At 68.7% G+C, this 24,539-nt stretch carries 23 protein-coding genes; 14 read left to right on the top strand and 9 right to left on the bottom strand.

The features are described 5' to 3' along the window. The first annotated feature begins 407 nt into the window (after positions 1-407). The 3 genes from ACLJO0_RS32540 (at position 408) to ACLJO0_RS32530 (ending at position 2,003) form a co-directional block, all read left to right on the top strand. Positions 408-965 carry a carboxymuconolactone decarboxylase family protein gene (locus ACLJO0_RS32540; protein WP_125792468.1) on the top strand — a complete coding sequence of 186 codons (558 nt, stop codon included), beginning with the start codon at positions 408-410 and terminating at the stop codon, positions 963-965. Next, positions 955-1,491: a DUF4396 domain-containing protein gene (locus tag ACLJO0_RS32535; RefSeq protein ID WP_410582756.1), complete on the top strand. Its 537-nt coding sequence runs from the start codon at positions 955-957 to the stop codon at positions 1,489-1,491. The genes ACLJO0_RS32540 and ACLJO0_RS32535 overlap by 11 nt, the downstream gene beginning before the upstream one ends. 239 nt (positions 1,492-1,730) lie before the next feature. After that, positions 1,731-2,003, top strand: coding sequence for a hypothetical protein (locus ACLJO0_RS32530; protein WP_410582754.1), 273 nt, complete (start codon positions 1,731-1,733; stop codon positions 2,001-2,003). 504 nt (positions 2,004-2,507) lie between these two features. On the opposite strand, the gene ACLJO0_RS32525 is transcribed toward ACLJO0_RS32530, so the two are convergent. From ACLJO0_RS32525 to ACLJO0_RS32510, 4 genes are read right to left on the bottom strand one after another with little or no spacing between them, the layout of a single operon-like run. Continuing rightward, positions 2,508-4,763 carry a heavy metal translocating P-type ATPase gene (locus ACLJO0_RS32525; RefSeq protein WP_410582752.1) on the bottom strand — a complete coding sequence of 752 codons (2,256 nt, stop codon included), beginning with the start codon at positions 4,761-4,763 and terminating at the stop codon, positions 2,508-2,510. A 26-nt stretch (positions 4,764-4,789) separates the two neighbouring features. Next, a complete protein-coding gene (locus tag ACLJO0_RS32520) occupies positions 4,790-5,758 on the bottom strand; it encodes a hypothetical protein (protein ID WP_410582751.1) in 969 nt (322 codons plus the stop codon). Between the two features lie 50 nt (positions 5,759-5,808). Next, complete coding sequence (locus ACLJO0_RS32515) at positions 5,809-6,015, bottom strand: heavy-metal-associated domain-containing protein (protein ID WP_410582750.1); 207 nt, start codon at positions 6,013-6,015, stop codon at positions 5,809-5,811. 21 nt (positions 6,016-6,036) lie between these two features. After that, the gene (locus ACLJO0_RS32510) at positions 6,037-6,318 is read right to left on the bottom strand and encodes a metal-sensitive transcriptional regulator (RefSeq protein WP_410582749.1); all 282 of its coding nucleotides are present in this window, start codon (positions 6,316-6,318) and stop codon (positions 6,037-6,039) included. 186 nt (positions 6,319-6,504) lie between these two features. Between ACLJO0_RS32510 and ACLJO0_RS32505 the strand changes: the two genes are divergently transcribed. Beyond that, the gene (locus ACLJO0_RS32505) at positions 6,505-6,786 is read left to right on the top strand and encodes a metal-sensitive transcriptional regulator (protein WP_410582747.1); all 282 of its coding nucleotides are present in this window, start codon (positions 6,505-6,507) and stop codon (positions 6,784-6,786) included. A 50-nt stretch (positions 6,787-6,836) separates the two neighbouring features. On the opposite strand, the gene ACLJO0_RS32500 is transcribed toward ACLJO0_RS32505, so the two are convergent. Together ACLJO0_RS32500 and ACLJO0_RS32495 are read right to left on the bottom strand one after the other, a co-directional pair. Beyond that, a complete protein-coding gene (locus ACLJO0_RS32500) occupies positions 6,837-7,070 on the bottom strand; it encodes a CDGSH iron-sulfur domain-containing protein (protein ID WP_410582746.1) in 234 nt (77 codons plus the stop codon). Positions 7,071-7,075: 5 nt separating this feature from the next. Then, positions 7,076-7,282: a heavy-metal-associated domain-containing protein gene (locus tag ACLJO0_RS32495; RefSeq protein WP_410582745.1), complete on the bottom strand. Its 207-nt coding sequence runs from the start codon at positions 7,280-7,282 to the stop codon at positions 7,076-7,078. A 484-nt stretch (positions 7,283-7,766) separates the two neighbouring features. Between ACLJO0_RS32495 and ACLJO0_RS32490 the strand changes: the two genes are divergently transcribed. Continuing rightward, positions 7,767-7,958, top strand: coding sequence for a hypothetical protein (locus ACLJO0_RS32490; protein ID WP_410582744.1), 192 nt, complete (start codon positions 7,767-7,769; stop codon positions 7,956-7,958). A gap of 47 nt (positions 7,959-8,005) precedes the next feature. Here the strand turns inward: ACLJO0_RS32490 and ACLJO0_RS32485 are convergent, their stop codons facing one another. Beyond that, positions 8,006-8,926, bottom strand: a complete 921-nt coding sequence (locus ACLJO0_RS32485) for an NADP-dependent oxidoreductase (protein WP_410582742.1) — start codon at positions 8,924-8,926, stop codon at positions 8,006-8,008. Between the two features lie 91 nt (positions 8,927-9,017). Between ACLJO0_RS32485 and ACLJO0_RS32480 the strand changes: the two genes are divergently transcribed. Next, positions 9,018-9,980, top strand: coding sequence for an AraC family transcriptional regulator (locus tag ACLJO0_RS32480; protein ID WP_410582740.1), 963 nt, complete (start codon positions 9,018-9,020; stop codon positions 9,978-9,980). Between the two features lie 1,075 nt (positions 9,981-11,055). Here ACLJO0_RS32480 and ACLJO0_RS32475 read toward each other — a convergent pair. Beyond that, positions 11,056-11,799, bottom strand: a complete 744-nt coding sequence (locus tag ACLJO0_RS32475) for a 3'(2'),5'-bisphosphate nucleotidase CysQ (protein WP_410582739.1) — start codon at positions 11,797-11,799, stop codon at positions 11,056-11,058. 3 nt (positions 11,800-11,802) lie between these two features. Then, positions 11,803-13,587, bottom strand: a complete 1,785-nt coding sequence (locus ACLJO0_RS32470) for an MFS transporter (protein WP_410582737.1) — start codon at positions 13,585-13,587, stop codon at positions 11,803-11,805. Between the two features lie 402 nt (positions 13,588-13,989). On the opposite strand from ACLJO0_RS32470, the gene ACLJO0_RS32465 reads away from it, so the two are divergent. The 8 genes from ACLJO0_RS32465 (at position 13,990) to ACLJO0_RS32430 (ending at position 24,539) form a co-directional block, all read left to right on the top strand. Next, positions 13,990-16,782 (top strand): LuxR C-terminal-related transcriptional regulator, encoded by a 2,793-nt coding sequence (locus ACLJO0_RS32465; RefSeq protein WP_410582735.1) that lies wholly within the window; start codon positions 13,990-13,992, stop codon positions 16,780-16,782. A gap of 249 nt (positions 16,783-17,031) precedes the next feature. Further along, positions 17,032-18,285: an aspartate kinase gene (locus tag ACLJO0_RS32460; protein ID WP_410582733.1), complete on the top strand. Its 1,254-nt coding sequence runs from the start codon at positions 17,032-17,034 to the stop codon at positions 18,283-18,285. A gap of 16 nt (positions 18,286-18,301) precedes the next feature. Then, positions 18,302-19,090, top strand: a complete 789-nt coding sequence (locus tag ACLJO0_RS32455) for a 2-amino-3,7-dideoxy-D-threo-hept-6-ulosonate synthase (RefSeq protein WP_410582731.1) — start codon at positions 18,302-18,304, stop codon at positions 19,088-19,090. Positions 19,091-19,132: 42 nt separating this feature from the next. Beyond that, the gene (locus ACLJO0_RS32450; RefSeq protein WP_410582729.1) at positions 19,133-20,041 is read left to right on the top strand and encodes a family 3 encapsulin nanocompartment shell protein; all 909 of its coding nucleotides are present in this window, start codon (positions 19,133-19,135) and stop codon (positions 20,039-20,041) included. Continuing rightward, positions 20,038-20,955, top strand: coding sequence for a hypothetical protein (locus ACLJO0_RS32445; RefSeq protein ID WP_410582728.1), 918 nt, complete (start codon positions 20,038-20,040; stop codon positions 20,953-20,955). Before ACLJO0_RS32450 ends, ACLJO0_RS32445 begins: the two co-directional genes overlap by 4 nt. Continuing rightward, positions 20,955-21,713: an SDR family oxidoreductase gene (locus ACLJO0_RS32440; RefSeq protein WP_410582726.1), complete on the top strand. Its 759-nt coding sequence runs from the start codon at positions 20,955-20,957 to the stop codon at positions 21,711-21,713. The genes ACLJO0_RS32445 and ACLJO0_RS32440 overlap by 1 nt, the downstream gene beginning before the upstream one ends. Before the next feature lie 15 nt (positions 21,714-21,728). Next, positions 21,729-23,378, top strand: a complete 1,650-nt coding sequence (locus tag ACLJO0_RS32435) for an AMP-binding protein (protein ID WP_410582724.1) — start codon at positions 21,729-21,731, stop codon at positions 23,376-23,378. 15 nt (positions 23,379-23,393) lie between these two features. After that, positions 23,394-24,539, top strand: coding sequence for an acyl-CoA dehydrogenase family protein (locus ACLJO0_RS32430; protein WP_410582722.1), 1,146 nt, complete (start codon positions 23,394-23,396; stop codon positions 24,537-24,539).

The following is a 24,539-nucleotide window of genomic DNA, read 5'->3' as shown; positions in this document are numbered from 1 at the left end:
AGAGCGACGCCAATGATCGAAGTGTCCATGATGACCATGAACTGAGCCAACGCGATGAGCCCCAACGCCCACCACCGCCGTGGGTCCGGGGATGACTCCGCCATGACAACCGTCCTTTCGCAACCTAGTTACCCCTAGGGGGTATCTGACGGAGATGAACGTAGGCCGCTTCAGGACGCTGCGCAAGTACCCTACGGGGGTATTGGTGTAGCGATCGTCACAGACGCCGTTTTGATAGCAAAACCCGTTGCGCGGCAATGAGTCGTCACGTAGAACATCGAAGACCTCATTGGCGGTCGCCCAGAGGAAGTCGGACCCGCATCGACAACTTGGCACCATCGACGCTGGACAGGTACCCCCTACGGGTATAAAGTTCCCGAGACCGACCGACAACAGGAGGAGGAGCCGTGCAGCGTCTTCAGTCGCTTGATCCGGCCGACGCGCCGGCCAAGTCCGCCGAGCTGCTCGGCGACATCATCGAACGGCGTGGCTCGGTAGGCCCGATGGTGTCCGCGATGGCCAACTCCCCCGCACTCCTTCAGGGCTATCTCGACTTCTCGCGGGCCATGAAGCGAGCCAAGCTTCCCCGGGCACTCAGCGAGAAGATCTCACTCGCCCTGCAGGAGTGGATCGGTTGCGCGCTGTGCCTGCAGGCACACAGCCGTGCCGCACAGGCCGCTGGGCTCAGTGACAACGACATCGCGCTGGCCCGGCAGGGCACCTCCACTGATCGGCGTGAGGCCACGCTGATCGCGTATGCCGTGCGGGTCCTCGCCGAACCGTCTTCGCTCGGCGACGAGGACATCGCCGAGTTGCGAGAGCACGGCTGGAGCGATCAGATCATCGCCGACACGGTGGGACTGGTGTCGCTCAACCTGCTCACTGGTTCCTTCAATCTCGTCGCAGGACTCGAACCCGCGCCTGCCGAGCAGTCCACAAAGGAGAAACACGACCATGTCGGTTGAGCACGGCCACTCGCACCACGAACACCAGCACCACGGCGACCACGGTGGACATGCGGGTAACGGGGGCCACGAGCATCACCAGCCGGGCAAGGTCTCCTGGGGCATGGCGGCGTCGGCCACCCTGCACTGCCTCACCGGCTGCGCCATCGGCGAGGTGCTCGGCATGGTGATCGGCACCGCACTGGGCTGGGGCAACGTCGCGACCATCGTGCTCGCCGTCGCGCTGGCGTTCGTCTTCGGCTACGCACTGACCATGCGCGGCGTGCTCCGCGCGGGCGTTGGCTTCAAGCAGGCCCTCAAGGTCGCCCTCGCCGCGGACACCGTGTCGATCCTCGTCATGGAGATCATCGACAACGGAGTGATGCTCGTCGTACCCGGCGCGATGGAAGCCGGCCTCGCCAGCTGGCTGTTCTGGGGCGCGCTCGCCTTCGCCCTCTTCGTCGCCTTCCTGCTCACCACCCCGGTCAACAAGTGGCTCATCGGCCGCGGCTCCGGACACGCGGTCGTGCACGCCTACCACCACTGAGAAAAGTCCACAATGGAATCACGTACCACGGCGGTGACGGCTGCCCGCTCCACGCGATCTCCATCGGATCAGGGCCGCCCCTTGTGCTTCCGCACGGGGCGGCCCTGACCATCACAGCCTCGTCCCGCTGGCCGAGCGGCTGGCGGACCGCCACACGATCGTTCTCCCCGACGTGCGCGGATACGGCCGATCGGTATGCGCCGACCCGGCCCGGCACACCTGGACCCAGTACTCCGACGATGTCGCGGCGCTTCTCGACCACCTCGGCGAACAGCGGCAGGGTCCGCGCCGCCATCCTGATCAGCGTCGAAGACATCGAAGACGACGAAGCGAAACAAGCCGAGATCGCGTTCATGGACGCGTTCACCGAACGTGTCCGGACCGGCGGTATCGAAGCGGCGTGGGCGCCGGTTCTGCCCGAGCTCGCTCCCGTCATCGGCGCGCTCGTGCGTGACGCCATCCCGCGAGCATCGCCGCGATCACGGTCCCCACCTTGGTCTTCCCCGGCATGAACGAACGGCATCCGGCCGCGCTGGCGGAGAACGCCGCCCGCGTCATACCCGATGGGCGTCTCGCGCCGGTTTCCCTGTCGAGCACTCTGGAGGCTCCCTTCGCCGCGTCCGATGCGACGAGGGGAGCCTTGGCACTGGTCAGGCGCGAGGGGGTCGTGAGTGGCGTTTCGGGCTAGCGGGTAAGGCAAACGTGTATCTCGCGTGCTCAGACTCCGCACACCCTGAGTGCGGGCATCCAAACACGCGAATCACGCCCTACCGAAGTACATGAAGGCCCCCTTCCTTGCGCCTAGCGCAAGGAAGGGGGCCTTCATGTACTTCACAACCGGCCACCGAGGCTACAGCCGTCCCACTGTCACCAGGGAACACATCTGACGGTAGCGAAAGCCTCCTTCACTACCGTCAAAGTAGGCAAAGAGGCCCTCACTACCAGACGCAGGAGCAACACCAGCCCCGCACCACGACACCTTCGACTTATCCCTCAGTAGAACGCTGAACCGGATGTCAGCTCGCTGTGCTGCGGAATCCTTTGAGCCGCAGGCTGTTCGTGACCACGAAGACCGAGCTGAACGCCATCGCGGCGCCGGCGATCATCGGGTTGAGCAGCCCCGCCGCGGCCAGTGGCAGCGCCGCGACGTTGTAGGCGAAGGCCCAGAACAGGTTGCCCTTGATGGTGCGCAGGGTCCGCCGGGAGAGCCGGATCGCGTCCACCGCCGCCCGCAGGTCACCGCGGACGAGGGTGATGTCCGACGCCTCGATGGCGACATCGGTGCCGGTGCCCATGGCCAGGCCGAGGTCGGCCTGTGCCAGCGCGGCCGCGTCGTTGACGCCGTCGCCCGCCATCGCGACCACCTTGCCCTCGGCCTGGAGCCGCTTGACCACGTCGACCTTGTCCTTGGGCAGGACCTCCGCGATCACCTCGGTGATCCCCACCTCCGCCGCCACCGCGCGCGCCACGGCCTCGTTGTCCCCGGTCAGCAGGACCGGCGTCAGCCCGAGCGCCCGCAGCTGCGTGATCGCCTCGGCAGAGGTCGGCTTCACCGTGTCCGCCACCACCAGGACCGCGCGGGCCGCGCCGTCCCAGCCGACCACGATCGCGGTCCGGCCCGCCTTCTCCTCAGCGGCCTTCGCCTCGGCCAGAGCCTCAGGCAGGTGATGTGCCCAGTCCTCCAGCAGCGAGCTGCGGCCGGCCAGTACCGCCTTGCCGTCGACGATCCCTTGCACACCAAGGCCTTCGACGTTCGTGAAGTCCTCGACGGCCGGGAGTTCACCGACCCGGTCCCGCGCGCCGGCCACGATGGCTTGGGCGATCGGGTGTTCGGAAGCGTTCTCCAGCGCACCCGCGAGCCTCAGCGCCTCGTCGGCGTCGACACCGTCGGCGACGTGGACCTCGACCAGCGCCATCCGTCCGGTGGTGACCGTGCCGGTCTTGTCGAGGACGACCGTGTCGACCGCGCGGGTGGATTCCAGCACTTCCGGGCCCTTGATCAGGATCCCGAGCTGCGCGCCCCGGCCGGTGCCGACCAGCAACGCGGTCGGCGTCGCGAGACCGAGCGCGCACGGGCAGGCGATGATCAGCACGGCGACCGCCGCGGTGAACGCGGCCGCGACCGAACCACCGGCCCCAAGCCAGAACATCAGCGTGCCGACGGCGAGCGCGATCACGATCGGCACGAACACACCCGACACCCGGTCGGCCAGCCGCTGGACCTGCGCCTTCCCGGTTTGTGCGTCCTCCACCAGTTTCGCCATCTGCGCCAGCTGCGTGTCCGCGCCGACCCGGGTCGCCCGCACGACGAGCCTGCCGCCCGCGTTGACCGTCGCACCGACCACCGCGTCACCCGGCGCGACTTCCACGGGCACGCTTTCGCCGGTCAGCATGCTCGCGTCGACGGCGGAGCTGCCTTCGGTGATGACACCGTCGGTGGCGATCTTCTCCCCCGGCCGCACCACGAACAGATCGCCCACGGCCAGCTGGTCGACCGGGATGCGTTCTTCCTTGCCGTTGCGGAGGACGGCGACGTCCTTCGCACCCAGCTCCAGCAACGCCCGCAGCGCGGCACCGGCCCGGCGCTTGGACCGCGCCTCGAAGTACCGCCCGGCGAGGATGAACGTCGTCACCCCGGCCGCGACCTCGAGATAGATGTTGCCGTCACCGGCCATCCGCTCCACGGTCAGCTCGAAAGCGTGCGTCATCCCCGGCGTTCCCGCGCTGCCGAACAGCAACGCGTACAACGACCACAGGAACGCCGCCAGCGTGCCCATCGAGATCAGCGTGTCCATGGTCGCCGCGCCGTGGCGCAGATTCGCCCATGCCGCCTTGTGGAACGGCCACGCCGCCCACACCAGCACCGGCGCCGCGAGCGTCAGCGAAATCCACTGCCAGTAGGTGAACTGCAGTGCGGGCACCATCGCCAGCAGGATCACCGGCACCGACAGCACCGCGGAACCGATCAGCCGCTGCCGCAACGGCGCGATCGGATCGGCCTCCTCGGCGGGCCCGTCCGGCTGGTCCTGCTTCGGCGGAGCGGGCAGGGCGGCGGTGTATCCGGCCGCTTCCACCTGCTCGATCAGCCGCTGGGGCTCGATGTCACCGCTGTAGGTGACCTTCGCCTTCTCGGTGGCGTAATTGACCGTGGCGGTGACGCCGTCGAGCTTGTTCAGTTTCTTCTCGATGCGCATCGCGCACGACGCGCAGGTCATCCCGGTGATCGCGAGTTCGACCTCGGCCGTGGTGGCCTGGTCCAGATCGGAAGTCATCGTGGTCACTCCTTTCCGGCTCGCGGTCAGCCGTGTCCGCCGTGGCCGTCATCGGCCGCCGGAGGTGAGGTCTGGTTTGGGGTGGCCGAAGGGGCCGGGGCAGGGGTGCCCGTAGTGGCGACGGTGAACTCCGCCGTGCGGACCTTGCCCTGATGCTGGAAGTCCAGGAACAGCCGGTAAGTGCCGTTCGACGGGACTTCGGCGAAGAAGGTCACCGCGGGACCGGGCTTCGTACGGCCGTCACCGGGTTCGCCGTCCGGGTGGACGTGCAGATACGCGAGGTCGCCGCCGCGCAACGCCACCAGATGTCCGTAAGCGCCGAGGTACGGCTCCAGATCGGTCACCTCACGGCCATCCTTCGTCACCGTCAACGTCACCTTCGACGACTTGCCCGGCGCCAGGTCGCCGTCGAGGCGGACCTGGTAGCCGTCGACGTTCGCGACGCGCGACGGCTGGTACTCGGCGGGTTTGAAATCTCCGGCTGCGGCGACGTCGACACCGAGTGTCGAGGCCGAGCCGCCCGTCGGCTTGAAGTCGGCGAAGACCCGGTAGCTACCCGCCTCGGGCAGGGCCAGCGGGACACTCCACACGCCATCGGACGCGAGTTCGGGGTGCACGTGCTGGAAACCGGCCGTGTCACGGCGGACGACGATGAGATGCATCCGCTTTTCGTGTTCGACGTCGTAGCCGGTGACGGGTTTGCCGTCCGGTCCGAGAATCCTGAAGGAGAAAGGCTGGGTCGTGCCCGCGGTGAGCGTCGTGGTGATGGGCGTGAGGGTGTAGCCGCCCCTGGACGACGCGAGCCCGCCGGGCTCGTCGGTCGGCGCCGCCTCCGCGACGGTGCCGCTGTGAACGTCCCCATGCCCGGCGTCCTCGCCACCGGGAAGGCCGGCGGCGCCGGCGAAAGGACCGACAGCGGTGCCCGCGACCCAGCCGCCACCGGCGACCAGGGCAAGCGCCACACCGTAGGCAGAGAGCTTCGCAACTGTGTTCATCTCAAGTCCCTTGTGCGGGCCATGCCCGCGATCGGGAGCCGGACCGCGAATCAGGCGGTCAGCTCATATCCGGCTTCTTCGACGGCCGCACGCACATCCGCGACCGCGGGCTCCTCCGCGCTGACGACGGTCACCGCGCCGGTCGGCAGATCCACCCGGACGCCGGTGACGCCCGCGATCTTCCCGACCTCTTCGGTGACCGACCGGACGCAGTGGTCGCAGGTCATGCCGGTGACGGTGTAGATGGTCTCGCTCATCGTGGTTCTCCTTGCGGAATATCAGGAACGGACGAGGCGGGCGATGACGTCGCTCGCCTCCTGGATCTTCTCGTCGGCTTCGGCGCCGCCCTTGGCGATGGCGTCGGACACGCAGTGCTTGAGGTGTTCGTCCATCAGCCCCAGCGACACCGACTGCAACGCCTTCGTGGCCGCGGACACCTGCGTGAGGATGTCGATGCAGTACTTGTCCTCCTCGACCATCCGCTGCAACCCCCGGATCTGACCCTCGATCCGCCGCAGCCGGGTCACGTATTCCTCTTTGCCTTGCGTGTATCCGTGCATCTCTCGACCTCCTGAAACCGACTTTACATACCCTAGGGGGGTAGGGCAACCGGCATACCCCCGTGACGTATGCCACGCCGGCTCCGGCCGCATCCGCCTCCCTGAATCCTCGAAACCCGCCTGCGCGTGCGACTCCTGACCGGGCATGATTGGGACGTACGCGGAATCCCGACTCGAGGAGTGAGCGTGGCCGATCACGACGCCGGCACGGAAAGTCAGCTCAAGCGCCTTCGGCGCATCGAGGGGCAGATCCGCGGACTGCAGAAAATGGTCGAAGAGGACAAGTACTGCATCGATGTCCTCACACAGGTCTCCGCGGCGACCCGGGCACTGAAGTCGTTCTCCCTCGAACTCCTCGAACAGCACATGGCAAGCTGCGTTGTCGACGCTGCGGCGAAGGGCGGCGCCGAGGCGGACCGGAAGATCCGCGAAGCCTCCGAAGCGATCGCACGCCTGGTTCGCTCCTGACTCCTTCAACACGAAGAGCGGGCGGGTGACTTCACGTCACCCGCCCGTTTCTATTCCGCCTCAACGACTGCCCTGGTCGCCGTGAACCCGGTCCGGACATGGGCGCCGTCACAGAACGGCTTCTTCGCGGAATTCCCGCACCGGCACAGCAATTGCGTACGTCCGGTCAGTTCGTATTCCTCGCCGTCGTGGTCGACCAGCCGGACGGGCCCTTTCACCTGGTACGGCCCGTTGTTCACGACCTTGATGACGACAGCCGGTTCAGTTCCGGTCTCCTCGGCCATCGACGTCAGCCGACCACCTCGTAGCCCGCCTCCTTGACCGCGGCTCGGACCAGCTGCGCGTCGACCGGCCCCTCGCTCACGACAGTCACCTCGCCGGTCGCGACGTCCGCGTCCACCTCATTGACCCCGGCGACACCGTTCACCGCCGTCGTCACCTTGGTCATGCAACCCGAGCAGGTCATGCCCTTGACCGCGTACACGGTGGTGTTCATCAGCTCTCACCCTTCGGTTCGACAACTCGTTTCACGGCGACCGACCCCTTCGCCGTCACGCCGCCACACTAACATTACCCCCGTAGGGTATGTAAAGAAGCTGTTGTCCTTGTCCCACAACAAGGATCGGCTACAGTGGTCGTGCTCCGGCAGCGAACAACGTCTAGACCGCGCAGGTCCTCAGGTCATTTCCCACGAACATGGACGAGTGCCGGACCGCATTCGACGAAGAAGACACTTCCTCAGCTGAGCTGGTGAGCCCGACGGCCGGGGCGACCGGCAACGTGGGCCGGTACAGCCACCTGCTCGAAGGTCCTCATGGCGGCAAGAGCGGACGTTGACGTGCCGGCGCTGTTCGGCACGTCAAGCCACGATGGTCCAGTGGCAAGCACTATCAACGCGTTGATCTTGAGTGGGGCTCTCCTTGCTGAACCGGACTGGAGGACTGGTTCGCTGGGCACGGCGGCTGTCGCAGAGTAGGCAGGTGCTCTACGTCCACAGTGAGTTCTTCGGCGGTGCAGGGTTGCAGGCTGCCGTGGGATGGGCAGACGAAAAGGTGTTCTTCGGCCCATCGTTCACCTGCACGAATGACATGGAGGACCCGCCGGGCCAGGACGAGTACGCGACCGTTGGTCTGGAAGCGCATCGCTGGAGCGACGATTCCATCAGCGGGTAACGCGCGTTTGGGCTTGTATGCACCGGGGCGCGTTCGGTCGGGATCACTCAGGGAACGATCGTGATCTTGCCGTGGACGTTGCCGGCCTCGCTGTGTCGATGGACGTCGTCAAGCTCAGTGAGCGAGTAGGACTGAGTCACCTCGACGGTGACCGCACCGGTGTCGACCAGTTTCACCAAGAGGTCTAGTTGGGCGATGTCGTTGCGGGTGATGAAGTGGGTGGCGACGATCCGGGCTTCGGGTGGTGGCTGGAACTGGCCGGTGATCGACACGATGGCGCCGCCGGGGTGCACCAGCGGGATGAGTTCGTCAGCCTGCGAGGGGCCGAGTGGTACGAGGTTGATAATGGTATCGACGGGGTATCGCACGGCTGTACCGAGAGCGGTGGCGGTGTAGTCGATGATGTGGTCCGCGCCTTGCCTGCGAACCCTGTCCGCGCTGCGTGGGCTTGCCGTGGCGATGACCTCGGCCCCGGCGTGCTTGGCCAGTTGGGCGGTGAACCCGCCGATGCCCCCACCGGCCCCGTTGATCAGGACGCGCTGTCCCTTGGTGACCCGAGCGTGATCGAAGACCGCCTGCCACGCTGTCAGCCCTGCCAGCGGCAGGGTGGCGGCGTCGGCGAGCGGGATCGTGGCGGGTGCGGACGTCAGCAGATGGGCTGGTGCGGTGGCGTACTCGGCTGCGGCGCCACCGTCCAGCCAACCGATGACGCGGTCGCCGACCGAGGTCGTGCTTACGTCGGCTCCGGCCGCCACGACGGTGCCTGCCACATCCCATCCCATGGTGTAGGGCAGCGACACCGGCGTGATCTTCCGCAGCAGCCCGGCGCGCAGTGCCGTCTCAGTCGGGTTGAACGAAGTGGCCGCGACTTCGATCAACACCTCGTCCGGCCCCGGCTCGGGAATCTCGACATCGTCGTAGCGAATGACGGACACCGCACCGTGCTGGTGGAATCTGGCGATCTTCATGCCACGAACCTACGACGGCCACAGAAGACGATCCATGCGGCTGAGTCCCGATTTTATATGCGTTCGTCTCGCAGACGGGTAGATTGGCCGCGTGGACATCCTCAGTGACGTGATCACAGTGATGCGAGCCGGTCGACCACAGTCGGCGCGGGTCACCTGGCACGCGCCCTGGGGGCAACGGTTCGCGCCGGTGCCAGGAGCATCGGGCTTTCAAGTGGTCTTGCAAGGCAACTGCTGGCTTCTCCCCGCCGCGGCCGCCCCAATCCCGTTGGGGCCCGGCGATGTCGTCTTCCTTCCGCACGGAGGTGGGCACGCGCTTTCCGACGACCCGAGAACCCCGTTGAGCACGGAAGCCTGTGACCCTGACGATCCGCAGTTCGCCCAACGCCACGCCGCTACTGTCGACCCGGTCAGGAGCGACGGACCGGTCACCATCACACTCTGCGGCGCCTACCGACTCGATCCGACGCGCGCCCACCCATTGCTACTCGGTCTGCCGGAGATCATCCACCTGCCCGCCGGTCCTGGCCAGCACCCTCGGCTGCGAGCCGCGGTGGAACTGCTCGGTGCCGAGTTGGAACAGCCAGATCTCGGAGTGGACGCCACCATCCCTTCGTTGCTGGACACCCTGCTGGTATACATCCTGCGCACGTGGATCCAGTGCCAGCCGGGCGAAAACCCCGGCGGCTGGGCCGCAGCGCTGAACGACCCATCGGTGACCGCCGCACTGCACGCCATCCACCGCGACACCGCACACCCCTGGACCGTGGCCGGTCTCGCCGCCCAAGCCGGACTATCCCGCGCACCATTCGCCCGCCGGTTCACCACCCTGGTCGGCCAACCGCCCCTGACCTACCTCACCTGGTGGCGCATGACCACCGCCGCCCGGCTCCTCCGCGACACCACCGCACCCCTGCACGACATCGCCACCAAGGTCGGCTACTCATCGGAATTCGCCTTCGCTGCCGCCTTCAAACGCGCCCACGGCACTCCACCAGGTCAGTACCGACGAGCAGAACACAGCAACGGCAGCAACCAACGACAGTTCACCTGACCGGGATTGGGCCAGATATCCGGATCCATGTTCATGGTGGAAGTCCGTCCGGGTCTTGTCTTTGACGGGTGGGGACAGGGAGATCGGTTCCTACGAGGCGGGGCGTGCCGGAAAGTGGTCGCCGAGTTCGATCGTGGCCAGGTACCACCAGAAGATCCAGTCCAGGAAGGCTGGGTCGTAGTCGCGTTGCCGCTTCAGGTCCTGGTGACGTAGGGCGAACGCCGTGCGGACGTTCTTCTCGAAGAACTGTTCAGAGTCGGGGAAACCGGCCGCCGTGGCGGAAGCGGTGCGGCGCCCAGCGAAAGCTGCCGCACGCCGCTGACGTCGGTCGAGGCCATGGCCGGATGGTCGAACCCCGCGGCTGCGCGGCGATCTGCAGGAGAAGGGTTTCCGGCCCGGTTGCCGGCGTCGATGGCGACGACCCCGCGCTCCGGAAGGCCCGCGTACCAGGTCAAGCGCTGTCCCGAGTCGGAAGTTCGTGTGGTGATTCGGTGTGGTGCCGAAGGATCTTGTTCCTTGTTTCGTGCGGTGAAGATGCTGTCGGCTGAGGCCGTGAGCACTTCGTCTTGAGTGGGGTTATTGAGGGGTAAGGCAAACGTGTCGTGTCTCGGGCGAGACGGTGGGCTGGGTGACGTGACACCCGTACTCGCGTGTTCAAACCCGGATCTCGCGTGTTCGTAGACGGAACTCGTGTGTTCAGGCTCCGCACTCCCGAGTGCGGCATCCAGGCACGCGAGTCACGCCTTACCGAAGTACATGAAGGCCCCCTTCCTTGCGCCTAGCGCAAGGAAGGGGGCCTTCATGTACTTCACGACCAGCCACGGAGGTCACAACCGTCACCAGGGAACACATCCGACGGTAGCGAAAGCCTCCTTCACTACCCTCAGAGTAGGCAAAGAGGCTTTCACTACCAGGAGAACGCGTACGCAGCAACGACACCGGCCCCACGCCAAGACACGTTTGACTTACCCCTCAATAGAACCCGAATCGCCACTCACGACCCCCGGACCAGGCGCGAAACGCGCCGGATATCGATACGGATTCACGGCGCGAACTTCCGATGCAGGATCCTTGCTCACGAAACAACCGCGACCCCGGCGAGCAATACCTCCTTGAGCTCCGGACGGCAGATCAGCAGATCCGGCAACTCCGGCGTGGCATTGCCGTATCTCAGCGGGCTTCCGTCGATCCGCGAGGTATGCGCGCCCGCGGCGTCGAGCACCGCGACCGGTGCGGCACTGTCCCATTCGAACTGACCACCCGCGTGGAGATACGCGTCCGCGGTGCCGGTGAGGACGGCGACCGCCTTCACTCCCGCCGAGCCCATGGGGATCACGTCGATGGCCATCTTGTCCGCCAAGGCATCGACGAGGGCCGGGCGACGACCGCGGCTGACGGCCACTTGGGGGCGCCGAGGCGAACCGGCCGGGGCGAGCGGTTCCGGCCGGTCGGTGGCGAACGTACGACCGGCGGCCGGGACGGCGACCGCCCCGGCGACGAGCCGTCCGTCTTCGGCCAAGGCCACGTGCACGGCCCAATCCTTCCGGTCGCGGTCGCAGTACTCACGAGTGCCGTCCAGCGGATCGATGATCCACAACCGGCCCCGTCCCGGTGTGGCGACCTGGTCCTCGCTTTCCTCGGAACGGACGGCATCGTCCGGCCGGTGTTCGGCGAGGGCCTTGAGCAGCAAGGTGTTCGCTTGCCGGTCGCCCTCCTTGCCCAGCTCCGCACCGGTCAGGTCCGGGTGGTCGCCGCGAAGTCCGAGCAGGAGCTCGCCCGCGGCCGTCGCGAGCCGCCTGGCCAGCGCGTGGTCGTCCACGGGTCAGCTCCCCACGGTGAGGGCGACCTTGTCCCCCACCACCTCGAAGCTGACGTGTGACAGGTCGGGGACGACGATGTCGGCGTCGAGCCGGTCGGCGTCACCGATACCGAGGGTCACGCAGCCCGCGGCGGTTCCCGAAGCGAGGCCGGACGCAGTGTCTTCGACGGCGAGGCAGCGTTGCGGGTCCACGCCCAGAAGTTCGGCACCGAGGAGGTACGGCGCCGGTTCCGGTTTGCCCCGTTCGACGTCGTCGGCGGTGACCAGGACGTCGGTCGACGGCAGCCCCGCGGCCGCGGTGCGGGCATCGGTGACGTCGCGGGTGCACGAGGTCACGATGGCCTTACGTTCCCCGGTCGCCTGGGTCGCTTCCCGCGCGCCGGGCAGGATGACCACGCCTTCGAGGTCGTGCGTGGCGATGTGCGCGTAGCGGGCCAGGCCCTCGTCGAAGCGGTCCGGTGGCAGCAAAGCGGCGACGATGTCCTTCGCGGGTTTGCCTGCTGTCCCGGCGAGCCGCTCCGGATCCACACCGACGTCTTCCGCCCATCGCCGCCACGCACGCCGGACCGCGGCGGTCGAATCGATGAGGGTGCCGTCGAGATCGAACAGCACGGCGTCGAATTCGTGCCGGACCGGCTCGGATTCGGCCTTGCCGACGAAGCGGACGAGCAGGATCACCAGGATCAGCGCCACCACGCCCAAGGCCGCGCCGAGGATCGCGACTCCGGGCAGCCCGGCGCGGGCCAGCGCGATCCCGCCGAAGCCGGCGCCCGCGACGATACCGACGTTGAACGCCGAGACCGCGAACGAAACGGCCAGTTCACCGCCCTTGCCCGCAGCCTGGAACAGCGCGGCCTGGACGGTGGGCACGAACGACCAGGCGGCCAGCTGCCAGACGGTGACCAGGACGATCGCCTGCACCGGGCCGGTGGACAGCGGCAGCACCAGCAGCAGCGAGCCCGCCGTGATCCCCGCGGTCAGCAGCAACGTGAGCCGGGAGTTCTTGTCGGCGCCCTTGCCGCCGATGATGTTGCCCAGCACGGCGCACAGTCCCGCGATGAACAGCACGACGATCACCAGCGTGCCGTGCACACCGGAGCGCTGTTCGAGCAGCGGCACCAAATACGTGTAGACGGTGAAGGAAGCGCCCCAGAACAGCACGATCGCGCTGAGCCCGACGACCACCGGCTTGGCACCCAGCGCACGGACACGCTCGCCGAGCGGCGGGCCGTCGTCGGCGCCGGTCTTCGGGACGACGGCGGCGATGAAGGCCAGTGCGGCCAAGGCCATCCCGCCGATGACCAGCATCGGGGCGCGCCAGCCGAGGTGCTGCCCCATCAGGGTGCTGACCGGGACACCCAGCGCGGTCGCGGTACTGACCCCGGCGACGATCAGTGCCATCGTCGACGCGCGTTTCGCCGGTTCGGTCAACCGGGCGGCCGTTCCGATCGCGGTCGCCAGATAAAGACCCATCATTCCGCCGGAGAGCAGCCGTGACCCGAGCAGAACGGGATAGTTGGGCGCCAGTCCGGCGGTGGCGTGTCCGAGCGCGAATACGACCAGACTGCCGAAGAGAACTTTTCGTCGGTCCATCCGATGGAAAGCGGCGGCCAGTACGGGTGCTCCCACCGCGAACGCCACGGCGTTCAGCGTGACCAGTTGCCCCGCCACCGCCTCGGACACCTCGAGATCGGTCGCGATCTGGGGAAGCAGTCCGACGACGACGAATTCAGTGCAGGACACCGCGAACGCGCCGGCGAACAGGGCCCAGATCCAGATTTTCTTCACTCCATCCTCCAGCGGATTCGGATCGGATCGTGCTGGCAGTTGATCCACTAGTACCCGACGAGCCGAAGCTCATTCACCGGATCGGCGACGTGTCCCCGTCTCGGAGCCGCTCACGCTCGCCCCATACGACCGCATCTCTCCTGTGCACGGCGGATGAGTGCGCTTTCGTCGTACCATTGGGGCGAATAATCCTTTTCACTCGAATAGCGTAGTAGTCCGATTACGGCCGCTGGGTATTCGCACCGGCGAAGGGAGCGCGGTTCACTGGGGAGCTGACGATCAGGCGAACTGTTCGAGGAAAGGCATGGGGGCCGGAGCGGTCGTCTTGTCGCCGGACGCTGGAGGGAGTTGACCGTGCCCGATCAAGGGTGCCGATCGGCTGAGCGTTGCACTTCGCAATTCATGAGCACCGAGGCCGTCGCCTGTGTCGACGACGCGCTGGCCACGGTGGAATCCGGCCGCGGCGCGGTGGTGATCGCCGAACGTTCGGGGGTCATGGGCAAGGGCGCGATCACCGAGTACGCGATCAACGCGTCCCGGTGCCGCGGAATCACCGTCGCGCACGGCCGGGCCACCCGCGCCGATCGCGCCGCCTCGCTGTCGACGCTGGTCGCGACGTTGAGCGGCAGCGAGTGGACCCGGCAGGCGACGGCGGATCTCGGGAATCTCGACGGCAACCGGCTGGCCTCCCTGGACCGGTTGCGGGAGCGGCTGATCCGGCTCTCGGCGCAACGTCCTTTGGTGCTCTGTCTCGACGATTTCCACCACGCGGACGAACTCACCGCGTTGTCGCTGCGGGTCCTGGTGCCCGCGCTCGCCTCCTCCCCCGTGCTGTGGCTGCTGGTTTCGCGGCCGTCGCTGGCCCCGCCCGCGGTTCGCGGCGTCGTCGACGCGCTCGCGGCCGAGGGCGCCCGGCGTGTCACGATCGGCAGACTCACCGCCGCCGAGCTGAAACGGCTCTGTGAAGCCATTTTGGGCGCCGTCCCGGACGAGGACGTGCTGGAGGTCGCCGCGGGCGGTGGCGGGGACCCGATGCTCACCGAGGAACTGGTTCGCTGGCTGCTGAGCGCGGGTCAGGTCGAAGTGCGTGACAGGCAGGCGAAACTCCTCCCCGACGCCGAACTGCTGCCGATGCCCGAAGCGGTCGCGCAGAAGATGCGAGCCCGGCTTTCCGATCTGTCCGAGCCGGTCGTGACCCTGCTGGAGACCGGTGCCGTACTGGGCAGGACGTTCACCGTGCACGAGGTCGCCGGGCTCACCGGACGGCCCGCGACCGAACTCGTCGGCCCGGTGACCGAGGCGATCGAAGCGGGCGTGCTCTCCCCGGAACCGGCGGGTCTGCGCTTCCGCAGTGAACTCGTCCGGAAGGCGCTGTACGCCGGACTCGACGAACCGGTCCGGATGGCGCTGCACCGGGAGGCCGCCACGGTGGTCCGCGCGGAGGGCAGGGAACCCGACGACGTGCTGGACCACCTCGTGCGCAGCGGACGCGGCAGCCTCGGCGAATCGATCGACCTGCTGTGGGCGGAGGTCCGCCGGAACGCGGAGCGGAAACCGAAGGTCGCCGCCCGCCTGGTGCTGCGGCTCCTGCATCTGCTCGGCGACGCCCACCCGATGGCGGAATCCCTGACCGTCGAGGCGGTGCGGCTGCTCAGTGTCACCGGCGACGGCAGGCTGGCCTGGGAACTCGCCGAGCGGGCGGTGCACCGCGCCGCCGACGCGGACACCGCGACCACCATGGTGCGCACCCTCGCGGAACTGGCCGAACCCGCGCACGATTGGGGCGGTGACAACGCGGTGGCGGAGTACACCCGGCTCGCGCTGGCCAGGCCCGATCTCACTCCGGTCCACCGCACCGAACTGCGCGCGGTCCAGGCCTACAGCCTCGCGCGCTCGGACGACGACATCGCGCTGGCCGAGCGCGCGGCCGACGACAGTCTCGCCGCGGGCAGCGCGCTCGGCCTCGGCGAGGCGATCATGCTCGGCTCGGCGGCGAAAGGCCTGACGGCGTTGAGGCGCGGCGAGTTCGACCGGTCGCTGACGCTGACCCGCGCCGCCGTCAGCGCGGCGGACCGGATCGGCCCGCGCGCCCAGCAACGGCACCCGAGGTTGTGGCTGTGCCGTCCGCTGATGGCGCTCGACCGCTTCGACGAAGTGGCGTCGACCCTGACCCTGGCGCGCCGCGAGGCCCGGCACCTCGGCACCTCGTGGTCCACCCCGACCTGGCATCACCACTGGGCGAGGATGTGGGCCGCGCGGGGCGCGTTCTCCGAAGCCGAGACCGACGCCGAAGCCGGTGTCCGCGCGGCTCGGGAGCAGCCCGCGGGCGCGTTGCTCAGCAGGTTGCTGTGTCTTCTCGGCGAGGTTCGCGTCAGCCTCGGCCGGCTGGAAGAGGCTGACGCGAACCTGCGTGAGGCGGAAGCGCTCGCCGAGGGCGGCGCGAGGGCGCATGTGGCCCATCTGACCTGGCGGCGAGCGCTCTGGCTCTGGGCCGCCGGGCGGGAGGACGAGGCCGCCGAGGTCGCGAACGGGCTGCACGCGGCGACCGATCCGGTCGCCTTCACCGCGACCGGTGGCCCGATGATCGCGCCGGTACTGGTGAAACTGACCCTTCGCCGCGGTGACCGTCCGCGCGCGGACGAGATCGTCCGTACCGCGCGGGACCTGGCCGCCCGTAATCCCGGGGTGACCTCCACCGCGGCCGCCGCGGCGCACGCCGCGGGCCTCAACGAGGGTGACCTCGGCGCGCTGACCTCCGCCGCCGAGCTGCACCGGATCAGCGGCCGGCGCCCGGCGCGGGCCCTCGCGCTGCGGGACGCCGGGGAACTGGCGATGGGACTCGGTGATCACGAGCGGGCGCAAGGCCTGACCGACGAGGCCACCCGCATCCACCGGTCGTGGAGCAACGGCCATGGCGAGCAGGCCCCGGCCGAAACCCCGGTCGCCGTCAGTACCGAGATGATCCCGCCGGTGTCCCGTGCCCGGTGGTCCAACCTGACCGAGACAGAACTGCGCGTCGCCCGGCTGGTCGCGCAGGGTTTGACCAACAAGGCCGTGGCCGCGCAGCTGACCCTCTCCCGGCACACGGTCGACACCCACGTCCGGAACACCTTCACCAAACTCCAGGTGACGAATCGTGTGGAACTCGCGCTCCGGGTGATCGCCTACGAACAGGGGCGGCACGCGCTGGACTGACCCGACCAACGAGATCGTCAGCCAAGGCCGCTTCTCTTGCCGATAGCGCAAGAGAAGCGGCCTTTTTCTATGAAAACAGGGGACTACGCCATCCGCACTCCCCTGTTTCAGTGACCGGGACTCCGCTTGCCGGGGTTCGCGCCCGGCGCCCTCGCTCCCGAGGTTCACGGATTTACGCGAGTGGGAGTGCCCACCGCGGTGGGCACCCAATTCCCGACGGGAGAAAAGGATTCCTGGGGACGGAGCGAAATGGACATCAGGATCCAGAAGTACGGAGGCTCGTCTTTGGCCGACGCGGCCAAAGCCGCCTCCGTCGCCCACCGGATCGCGCGGACCCACCGCGAAGGCATGCCCTTGGTCGTCGTCGTGTCCGCACGTGGCGACACGACCGACGACCTGGTCCGCTCGGCCGTCGAAGCCAGCAACACCCCGGATCCACGGGAACTGGACAAGCTGCTGGCCACCGGCGAGCTGGCGTCGGCGGCACTGCTCGCCATCGCCTTGGGAGACCTGCGGATTCCCGCGGTGTCGCTGTCCGGGCCGGACGCCGGTCTCCGGGCGGTCGGCAGGCCGGGAGCGGGGGTGATCGCGTCGATCGAGGCGGACCGCCTCCACGAACGGCTCTCCCGCGGACAGGTGGTGATCGTGGCGGGTTTCCAGGCCCTGGATCCCACCGGTGCGGTCGTCACCCTCGGCCGCGGCGGTTCCGACACCTCCGCGGTGGCCCTCGCCGTCGCGCTCCGGGCGCCGGTTTGCGAGATCTACACCGACGTCGAAGGCGTGCGCCGGGCCGATCCCCGGGTGGTGCCGGAAGCGGGACTGCTGCGCAGTCTGCCCGCACCGGTCATGACGGAGATGGCGTTCTCCGGGGCGCGGGTGCTGCATCCGCGCTCGGTGGAACTCGCCGCAGCGCACGGGATCGACATCGTCGTCCGCGACGCGACCGGCCGTGGCCAAGGCAGCACCATCATCGGAAAAGGAGCATCGATGCTCGACGCGGAAGTCCTGGAAGGACGGGCAGGCGTCATCGCCGTGACCCACGACGAACGGGTCTCGGTCGTGGCGATCGACGCGGAATGCGACCGGGTGCGCGGTAGCGCCCAGATCCTCGACGCGTTGTCGCGGGTGGAGATCCCGGTCGATTCGGTCGTCTGGTCCTCACCACCGGACGCCCCGCTGCGGATGGAGTTCTGTGTGTCCGACGTCCTGCGGGACGCGGCGGTGGAAGCCGTACGGGAAGCGCTCGACTGTTCGGTCGTCGTCCGGCGGGAGCTGGGCCGGGTTTCGGTCGTGGGCACCGGATTGCTCAGCAGGCCGGGACTCACCGCGCTGGGCCTGTCCGCGCTGGCCGCCGCCGACATCGCGGCGGAATGCGTGTCCTGCGCACAGGCCCGCACCACGTTCCTGGTCCCCCGCGACCGCGTCCACGAAGCGGTGACCGTGCTCTACGAGTGCTTCGGCCTCGACGAAGCGGACACCACCACGCCGGTCATCCCGGCTTGAGCAGAAAGGAGTTCCGGTGAGTCAGCCTCAATCCTTCGGCGCGCGGCTGCGCCTTGACCGGATGGACGACAACCGCGACGGACGGCTGATGATCGTCCCGCTGGACCATTCCGTGGCCAACGGGCCGGTCACCCCCGACGACTCGCTCGACAAGCTGGTCGGTGAACTCGCCGACGCCGACGTCGACGCGATCGTGCTGCACAAGGGAACCGCCCGGCATCTCGACCCGGCACGCTTCGCCAGCACCTCGCTGATCGTGCATCTGAGCGCCAGTACGGCGCACGCCCCCGACCCGGACGCGAAGTATCTGGTCACCAGCGTCGAAGCCGCGCTGCGGCTGGGCGCGGACGCGGTGAGCGTCCACGTGAACATGGGCTCCAAGGAGGAGGCGTCGCAGGTCGCCGACCTCGCCCGCGTCGCCGAGCACACCGACCGCTGGGGAATCCCCTTGCTGGCCATGATGTACGCCCGCGGACCGCGGATCAGCGACGCCAGCGATCCCGAACTGGTCACCCATTCGGCCACGCTGGCCGCCGACCTCGGCGCGGATCTGGTCAAGGTCAGCCATCCGGGTTCCGGGCAGGCGATGGCGGACGTGGTCCGGGCGTGCCCGATCCCGGTCGTCGTCGCGGGCGGCCCGCCGGTACCGGAGAAGAAGCTGCTCCTGCGCCGGGTGGCGTCCGCCATGCGCGCAGGCGCGTCCGGCGTCGCCATCGGCCGCAACATCTTCGAGGACCCGCATCCCGGCAGGCTCGCCCGCCAGCTCGGCGACGTCGTGCACGGCCGGGTCGCCGTCGCAGCCTGACCCCACAACCGAAGCCCGGCCGAACGGCCGAGAAAGGCAGTGATGACCACAGCACAGACGACGCCCCCGACGAAGCAGAAGCGCCAACTGCTCGCCGATCCCGCGATGACGGAAAGCACGCCGGGTTCGGAATTCGCGCAGGCGGCCACGCTCGGCTCAGGTAGCGACGACGTCACCGTCACCTTCCGCGCCTACCTGCCGACGGCGTTCCCGCTCTTCGCCGACCGGCCCCGCTACACCGTGCGTCAGCTGATGAAGATGGCGACGATTCGCGACGGCAACGCGCACTACATCCACGAACCGCGGCCCGAACAGAACCGACGGGAGGTCTCGGGCACGACGTTCGCGACCTCGCCCGAAGCGCAGTTCGAACCGAAACTCGGCGAGGCGGAATTGACCGACATCGGGGTCGGGCTGCCGGTTCCGCCGGGGCTGCTGGATCACCCGCGGCTGCTCGCCTCCTTCATCGACTACCGGCTGCTGGTTCGCTTCGGCACCACCGAAAACCAGGTTCTGTTGCACGGCAGCGACGACGGTCTGATCTCCGGGCTGGTCGGCCTCCCCGGTTCGCGGACGCTGCGGACCGAGCGGGAACCGGTGGACATGCTCACCCACGCCGCCGCGATGGTCGAGGAGACCGGCGGATCGTGCGACGGCATCGTGGCGCACAACGCGGTGTACTGGCAGGCCGTGGAATCGGGGCTGCTCGGCAAACTCGCCGAGGCCGGGATCCGCATCTCTCGGACCAGGATGATCGCGAGGAACCAGGTACTGCTCGGTGATTTCCGGGCCGCCACGACCTTCCTCGATCCGGAGGTGTCCACCCTGACCCTGCGGCGCGGCGCGGCGGCCGACGGCGGTGACCTGATCGAGGCGAGCAGCCGGATGGGGCTCGCCGTGCATCTCCCGCAGCATCTGGTCCTGCTCTCCCAGGAAGGCGCCGGGACATGAAGGTGCTCTACATCACCGGGATGTTGCGCTGCGGCAGCACCATGATCGGCAACGTCCTCGGCGAGGCACACCGCACCCTGCACGCGGGTGAGCTGTACTACCTGTGGCGCAACGGGGTGCTCGGCACCGGGACGAATTCCAGCTGCGGCTGCGGCGGTCCGGTCACCGACTGTCCACTGTGGTCACAGGTGCTGACGGACGGTGTCGTCGCCGACCGGCACGCCGCGGCCGCCGCCGACGCCGTCCAGTCGGCCCGTTTCCGGGCCCGGCACACGCCGGCGCGGCTGGCCGAATCGCTCGGCGTCCGGTCGATCCCGCCGGACGTGGCCTGGTTGACCGGGCTGACCGCCGGGCTCTACCGCGCCACGGCGGAAGCGGCGGACGCCGACGTCGTCGTCGACGGTTCGAAGTACCCGGCGGAGGCCGCGGCGCTGCTGGGCAGGCACGACCTCGACGTCCGGGTGCTGCACGTCGTCCGGGACGCCCGCGCGACGGCGTTCTCCTATCGCAAGGACAAGGACTACGTCACCAGGATGAGCGCCGCGCGCAGCACCGGGTACTGGACCGCGGTCAACGCGGCGTCCGATCTGCTCGCGGTCACCGGGCGGGAACGGTACCTCCGGATCCGCCACGAGGACTTCGCCGAGAGCCCCCGTGACGTCATCGGTGACGTGATGCGGTTCGCCGGGATCGGCGGGATGAACCCGGTGGCCCCGGACGGCACCGTCGAACTGGGCGTGAACCACACCGTCACCGGCAATCCCGACCGGTTCCGCCACGGCCGGGTGCCCATCCGGGCCGACCGCCGGTGGCATACCGAACTGGACTGGAAACCGAAGGCGCTGACCACGGTCGCCGCGGGGCCGCAACTGCTCCGCTACGGCTACGGCGTCCGCGCCGGAGAGGAGCACTGATGGAACTCGGACTGGACGGCAAGTCCGCGCTGGTCGCCTGCGCGAGCAGCGGGCTGGGCTTCGGCGTGGCCGAGGCGCTCGCCGCCGAAGGCGCGAACGTCTCGATCTGCGCCCGCGACGCCGACAGGCTCGCCGACGCACACGGAAAGCTCGAAGCGATCGGCGGCGGCCGGGTGCACAGCCAGGTCGCGGACATGGCCGACGTCGCCGCGGTCGAGCGCTGGGTCGCCGACGCCGCGATCGAATTCGGCGGTATCGACATCGTGGTCGGCCACACCGGCGGTGTGAACCAGGGCCCGGTCGAAGGCTTCGGCGTCGAAGACTTCCGGCAGGCGTTCGACACGGCGTTCATCCCGCACGTCACGCTGGTCAACGCGGCCACCCCGCATCTCAAACGCGGCGGCTGGGGCCGGGTGCTGATGATCACCTCGGAGTCGGTCCGGCAGCCGATGCCGCACAACGCGCTGTCCGGGATCGCCCGGCTCGGTCTGCTGGGCTACGCACGGAATCTGGTGCACGCGTTCGGCGACAGCGGGGTCACGGTGAACGTCCTGGCCCCCGGCTATCACGACACCCCGGCCCTGCGCGGCCCGTCCGGCGCCGATCCGAGCGCCGCGGCCGCCGAGGTGCCGGTGCGCAAGGTCGGCGATCCCGGTGATTTCGGTGCGCTGGCGGCGTTCCTGGCCAGCAGGCAGGCGTCGTTCGTCACTGGCACGCTCCTGCTCGCCGACGGCGGCAACACCCGCGCGGTCGTCTGACCGGAGGAAGGAATCATGTCCGAAGCACTCGCGAAGCACTACCTCGCCCAAGGCTGGTGGCGCGCCGAGGAGACCCTCCTCGACGACCTGCGCCGCGCGGCCCGCGAGCATCCCGATCGCCGCGCGATCGTCGTCCGGCACACCGACGGCAGCGCGACGGAAACCCTGACCTACGCCCAACTCGAACGCCGGGTCGAGCGGATCGCGGCCGGCCTCGCGGGGCTGGGCGTCGAGCACGGCGACGTCGTCACCCTGCAGTTGCCGAACTCCTGGCAACTGGTCGCGACCACGTTGGCGTGCGCCAGGATCGGCGCCGTCGCGGGTCCGGTCCTGCCGATCATGCGCCGTCGCGAACTGTCGTTCATGACCGGCCTGACCGAGAGCCCGGTCTACATCGGACCGGTGCGGCACCGGAACTTCTCGCACGCGAGGCTGAGCGCGGAGGTCGCCGAGACCACGCCGACCCTCAAACACCGCGTCCTCGTCGGCGCCACCGGCGAACCCGCGGACTCCGCCGGGCTCGAAGGCGCGCTGGACTTCGACACCGCGCTGCTGGGCGAACCCGGTACCGACGGCGCGATCACCGGCGACATCACCGGCCGCGGCGCCGGGCCGGACGACATCGCCTACCTGATGTTCACCTCCGGCACCACCGGGGAGCCGAAAGGCGTGCTGCACAGCCACAACACGTTGCACGCCACCAACCGGATGCAGATCGACGCCCTGGGCCTCGGCGGCGGCGAGGTCACCGCGATGGGGTCCCCCACCACGCACAACGCGGGGTGGACGTGGAACTTCACCATGCCACTGCTGCTGGGCGCGACCGGGGTGCAGATCGACAACTGGGACGCCGAAGAGATGCTTCGGACACTGGAGGAGGAGAAGGTCACCTTCTTCATGGGCGCTCCCCCGTTCCTCGTCGATCTGATCGACCGGCAGCGGGCCCGGCGGCGCGATCTGTCCGCGCTGCGGACCTTCGCCACCGGCAGCGCGCCGATCCCACCGGTGCTCGTGGAGCAGGCTCGCGACGTCCTGGGCTGCCGGCTGTACGCGTTGTGGGGCATGACCGAGAACGGCGCGCCCACGATCACCCGGCCGGAAGACCCGCCCTTGCGTGCCGCCGAAAGCGACGGCTCCCCCGTACCGGGGATGGAGATCCGCATCGTCGACGACGAAGGTTCCGAGGTCGCCCCCGGCGAGACCGGGCACCTGCAGGTACGCGGCGCGACCCAGTGCCTCGGCTACTTCCGCCGTCCCGAGGTCTACGCCGAGAACCTCACCGCCGACGGCTGGTTCGACACCGGCGACCTCGCCCGCGACGACGGCCACGGCGGGATCCGCATCGCCGGGCGGGAAAAGGACGTCATCTCCCGTGGTGGCGAGAAGGTTCCGGTGGTCGAGGTGGAAGCGGCACTGTTGCGGCATCCGTCCATCAAGGACGTCGCCGTCGTCGGTTACGCCGACGACCGGCTGGGCGAACGGGCGTGCGCGGTGATCGTGCCGTCGGACGGCATGCCGCGGCTACCCGAATTGCGCGAACACCTCGACGGCCTCGGCATGGCCAAGCAGTACTGGCCCGAGCGTCTCGAAGAGGCCGAGGCCCTGCCGAAGACGCCCAGCGGAAAGGTCCAGAAGTTCAAGCTGCGCGAGCGACTGGCCGGCTGAGCTGGAGAGGACGACATGGATTTCGCATTCACCGACGGACAACAGGCGCTGGCCGAGAAGGTGCGGACCTTCGCCGCACAGCACATCGCCTCCGGCGCCGCCCGCAACGACCGCGAACGGACCTTCCCGCCGGGCTTCTTCGGCGAACTCGGCCGCGCGGGACTGACCGGGCTCTGCGTCCCGGAGGAGTACGGCGGACGCGGACTCGGCGCCGTCGAAGTGGGCGTCGCCGTGGAGGAATTGGCCAAGGCCGAAGCGACGGCCTGCTATCCGGTGCTCAACGCGGCCTTGATCGGCGGCATCATCGACCGCGACGGCACCGCCGCGCAGAAGGCGAAGTGGCTGCCCCCGGTCGCGTCCGGTGACTCGGTGGTCGCGCTGGTGCTCACCGAACCCGAGCACGGCACGGACGCCGCGGCGATCGGGCTGCGGGCCGAGTCCGACGGCGACGGCTGGACGCTCACCGGCACGAAGACGTCGATCATGCTGGGCGCGCACGCGACACACGGCCTGGTCTTCGCCAGGACGAGCGACGACGGGGCCCGCGGGGTCACCGCTTTCTACGTCGGGCTCGACCACCCCCGGGTCCGGCGGGAGGCACTGACCGACCTCGGTGCCCGCGCCGGCGGACGGGCGACGATCGAATTCGACCGCTACCCCGCGAGCCGGGACGACGTCGTCGGCGAGGTCGGCGAAGGATTCGTCGGTGTCATGCGCGGTTTCGACCATTCCCGGGCGCTCATCGCGATCCTCGCCGTCGCGTCGGCGGACGCCGCGCTGACCGACGCGCTGGCCTTCGCTCGCGAGCGCACCACGTTCGGCGTTCCCATCGGCAAGCACCAGGGCGTGGCGTTCCCGTTGGTGGAGCACGCCACCCGCGTCCACGCCGCCCGGCTGCTCGCCTACGAAGCCTTGTGGCGCAAGGACGCCGGGTTGGACCACCGCACCGAGGCCAATATGGCCAAGTGGTGGGCGCCCAGGGTCGGCGTCGAAGCCGCCCATCAGGCGTTGCTCACCTTCGGCCACCGCGGCTGGGACGAGAGCAACCCGGCCGGCCGGCGTCTCCGCGACGCCGTCGGGCAGGAAATCGCCGACGGCACCGAAAACGCCACCAAACTCGTGGTCGCCCGGCAGTTGCTTGGCCGCGAGTACGCGCCCTGA

The organism is Amycolatopsis sp. lyj-108, assembly GCF_046549005.1.
Classification (GTDB): domain Bacteria; phylum Actinomycetota; class Actinomycetes; order Mycobacteriales; family Pseudonocardiaceae; genus Amycolatopsis.
Note: the sequence above shows the minus strand (reverse complement) of the source record. Positions and strands in the feature narration are given on the sequence as shown.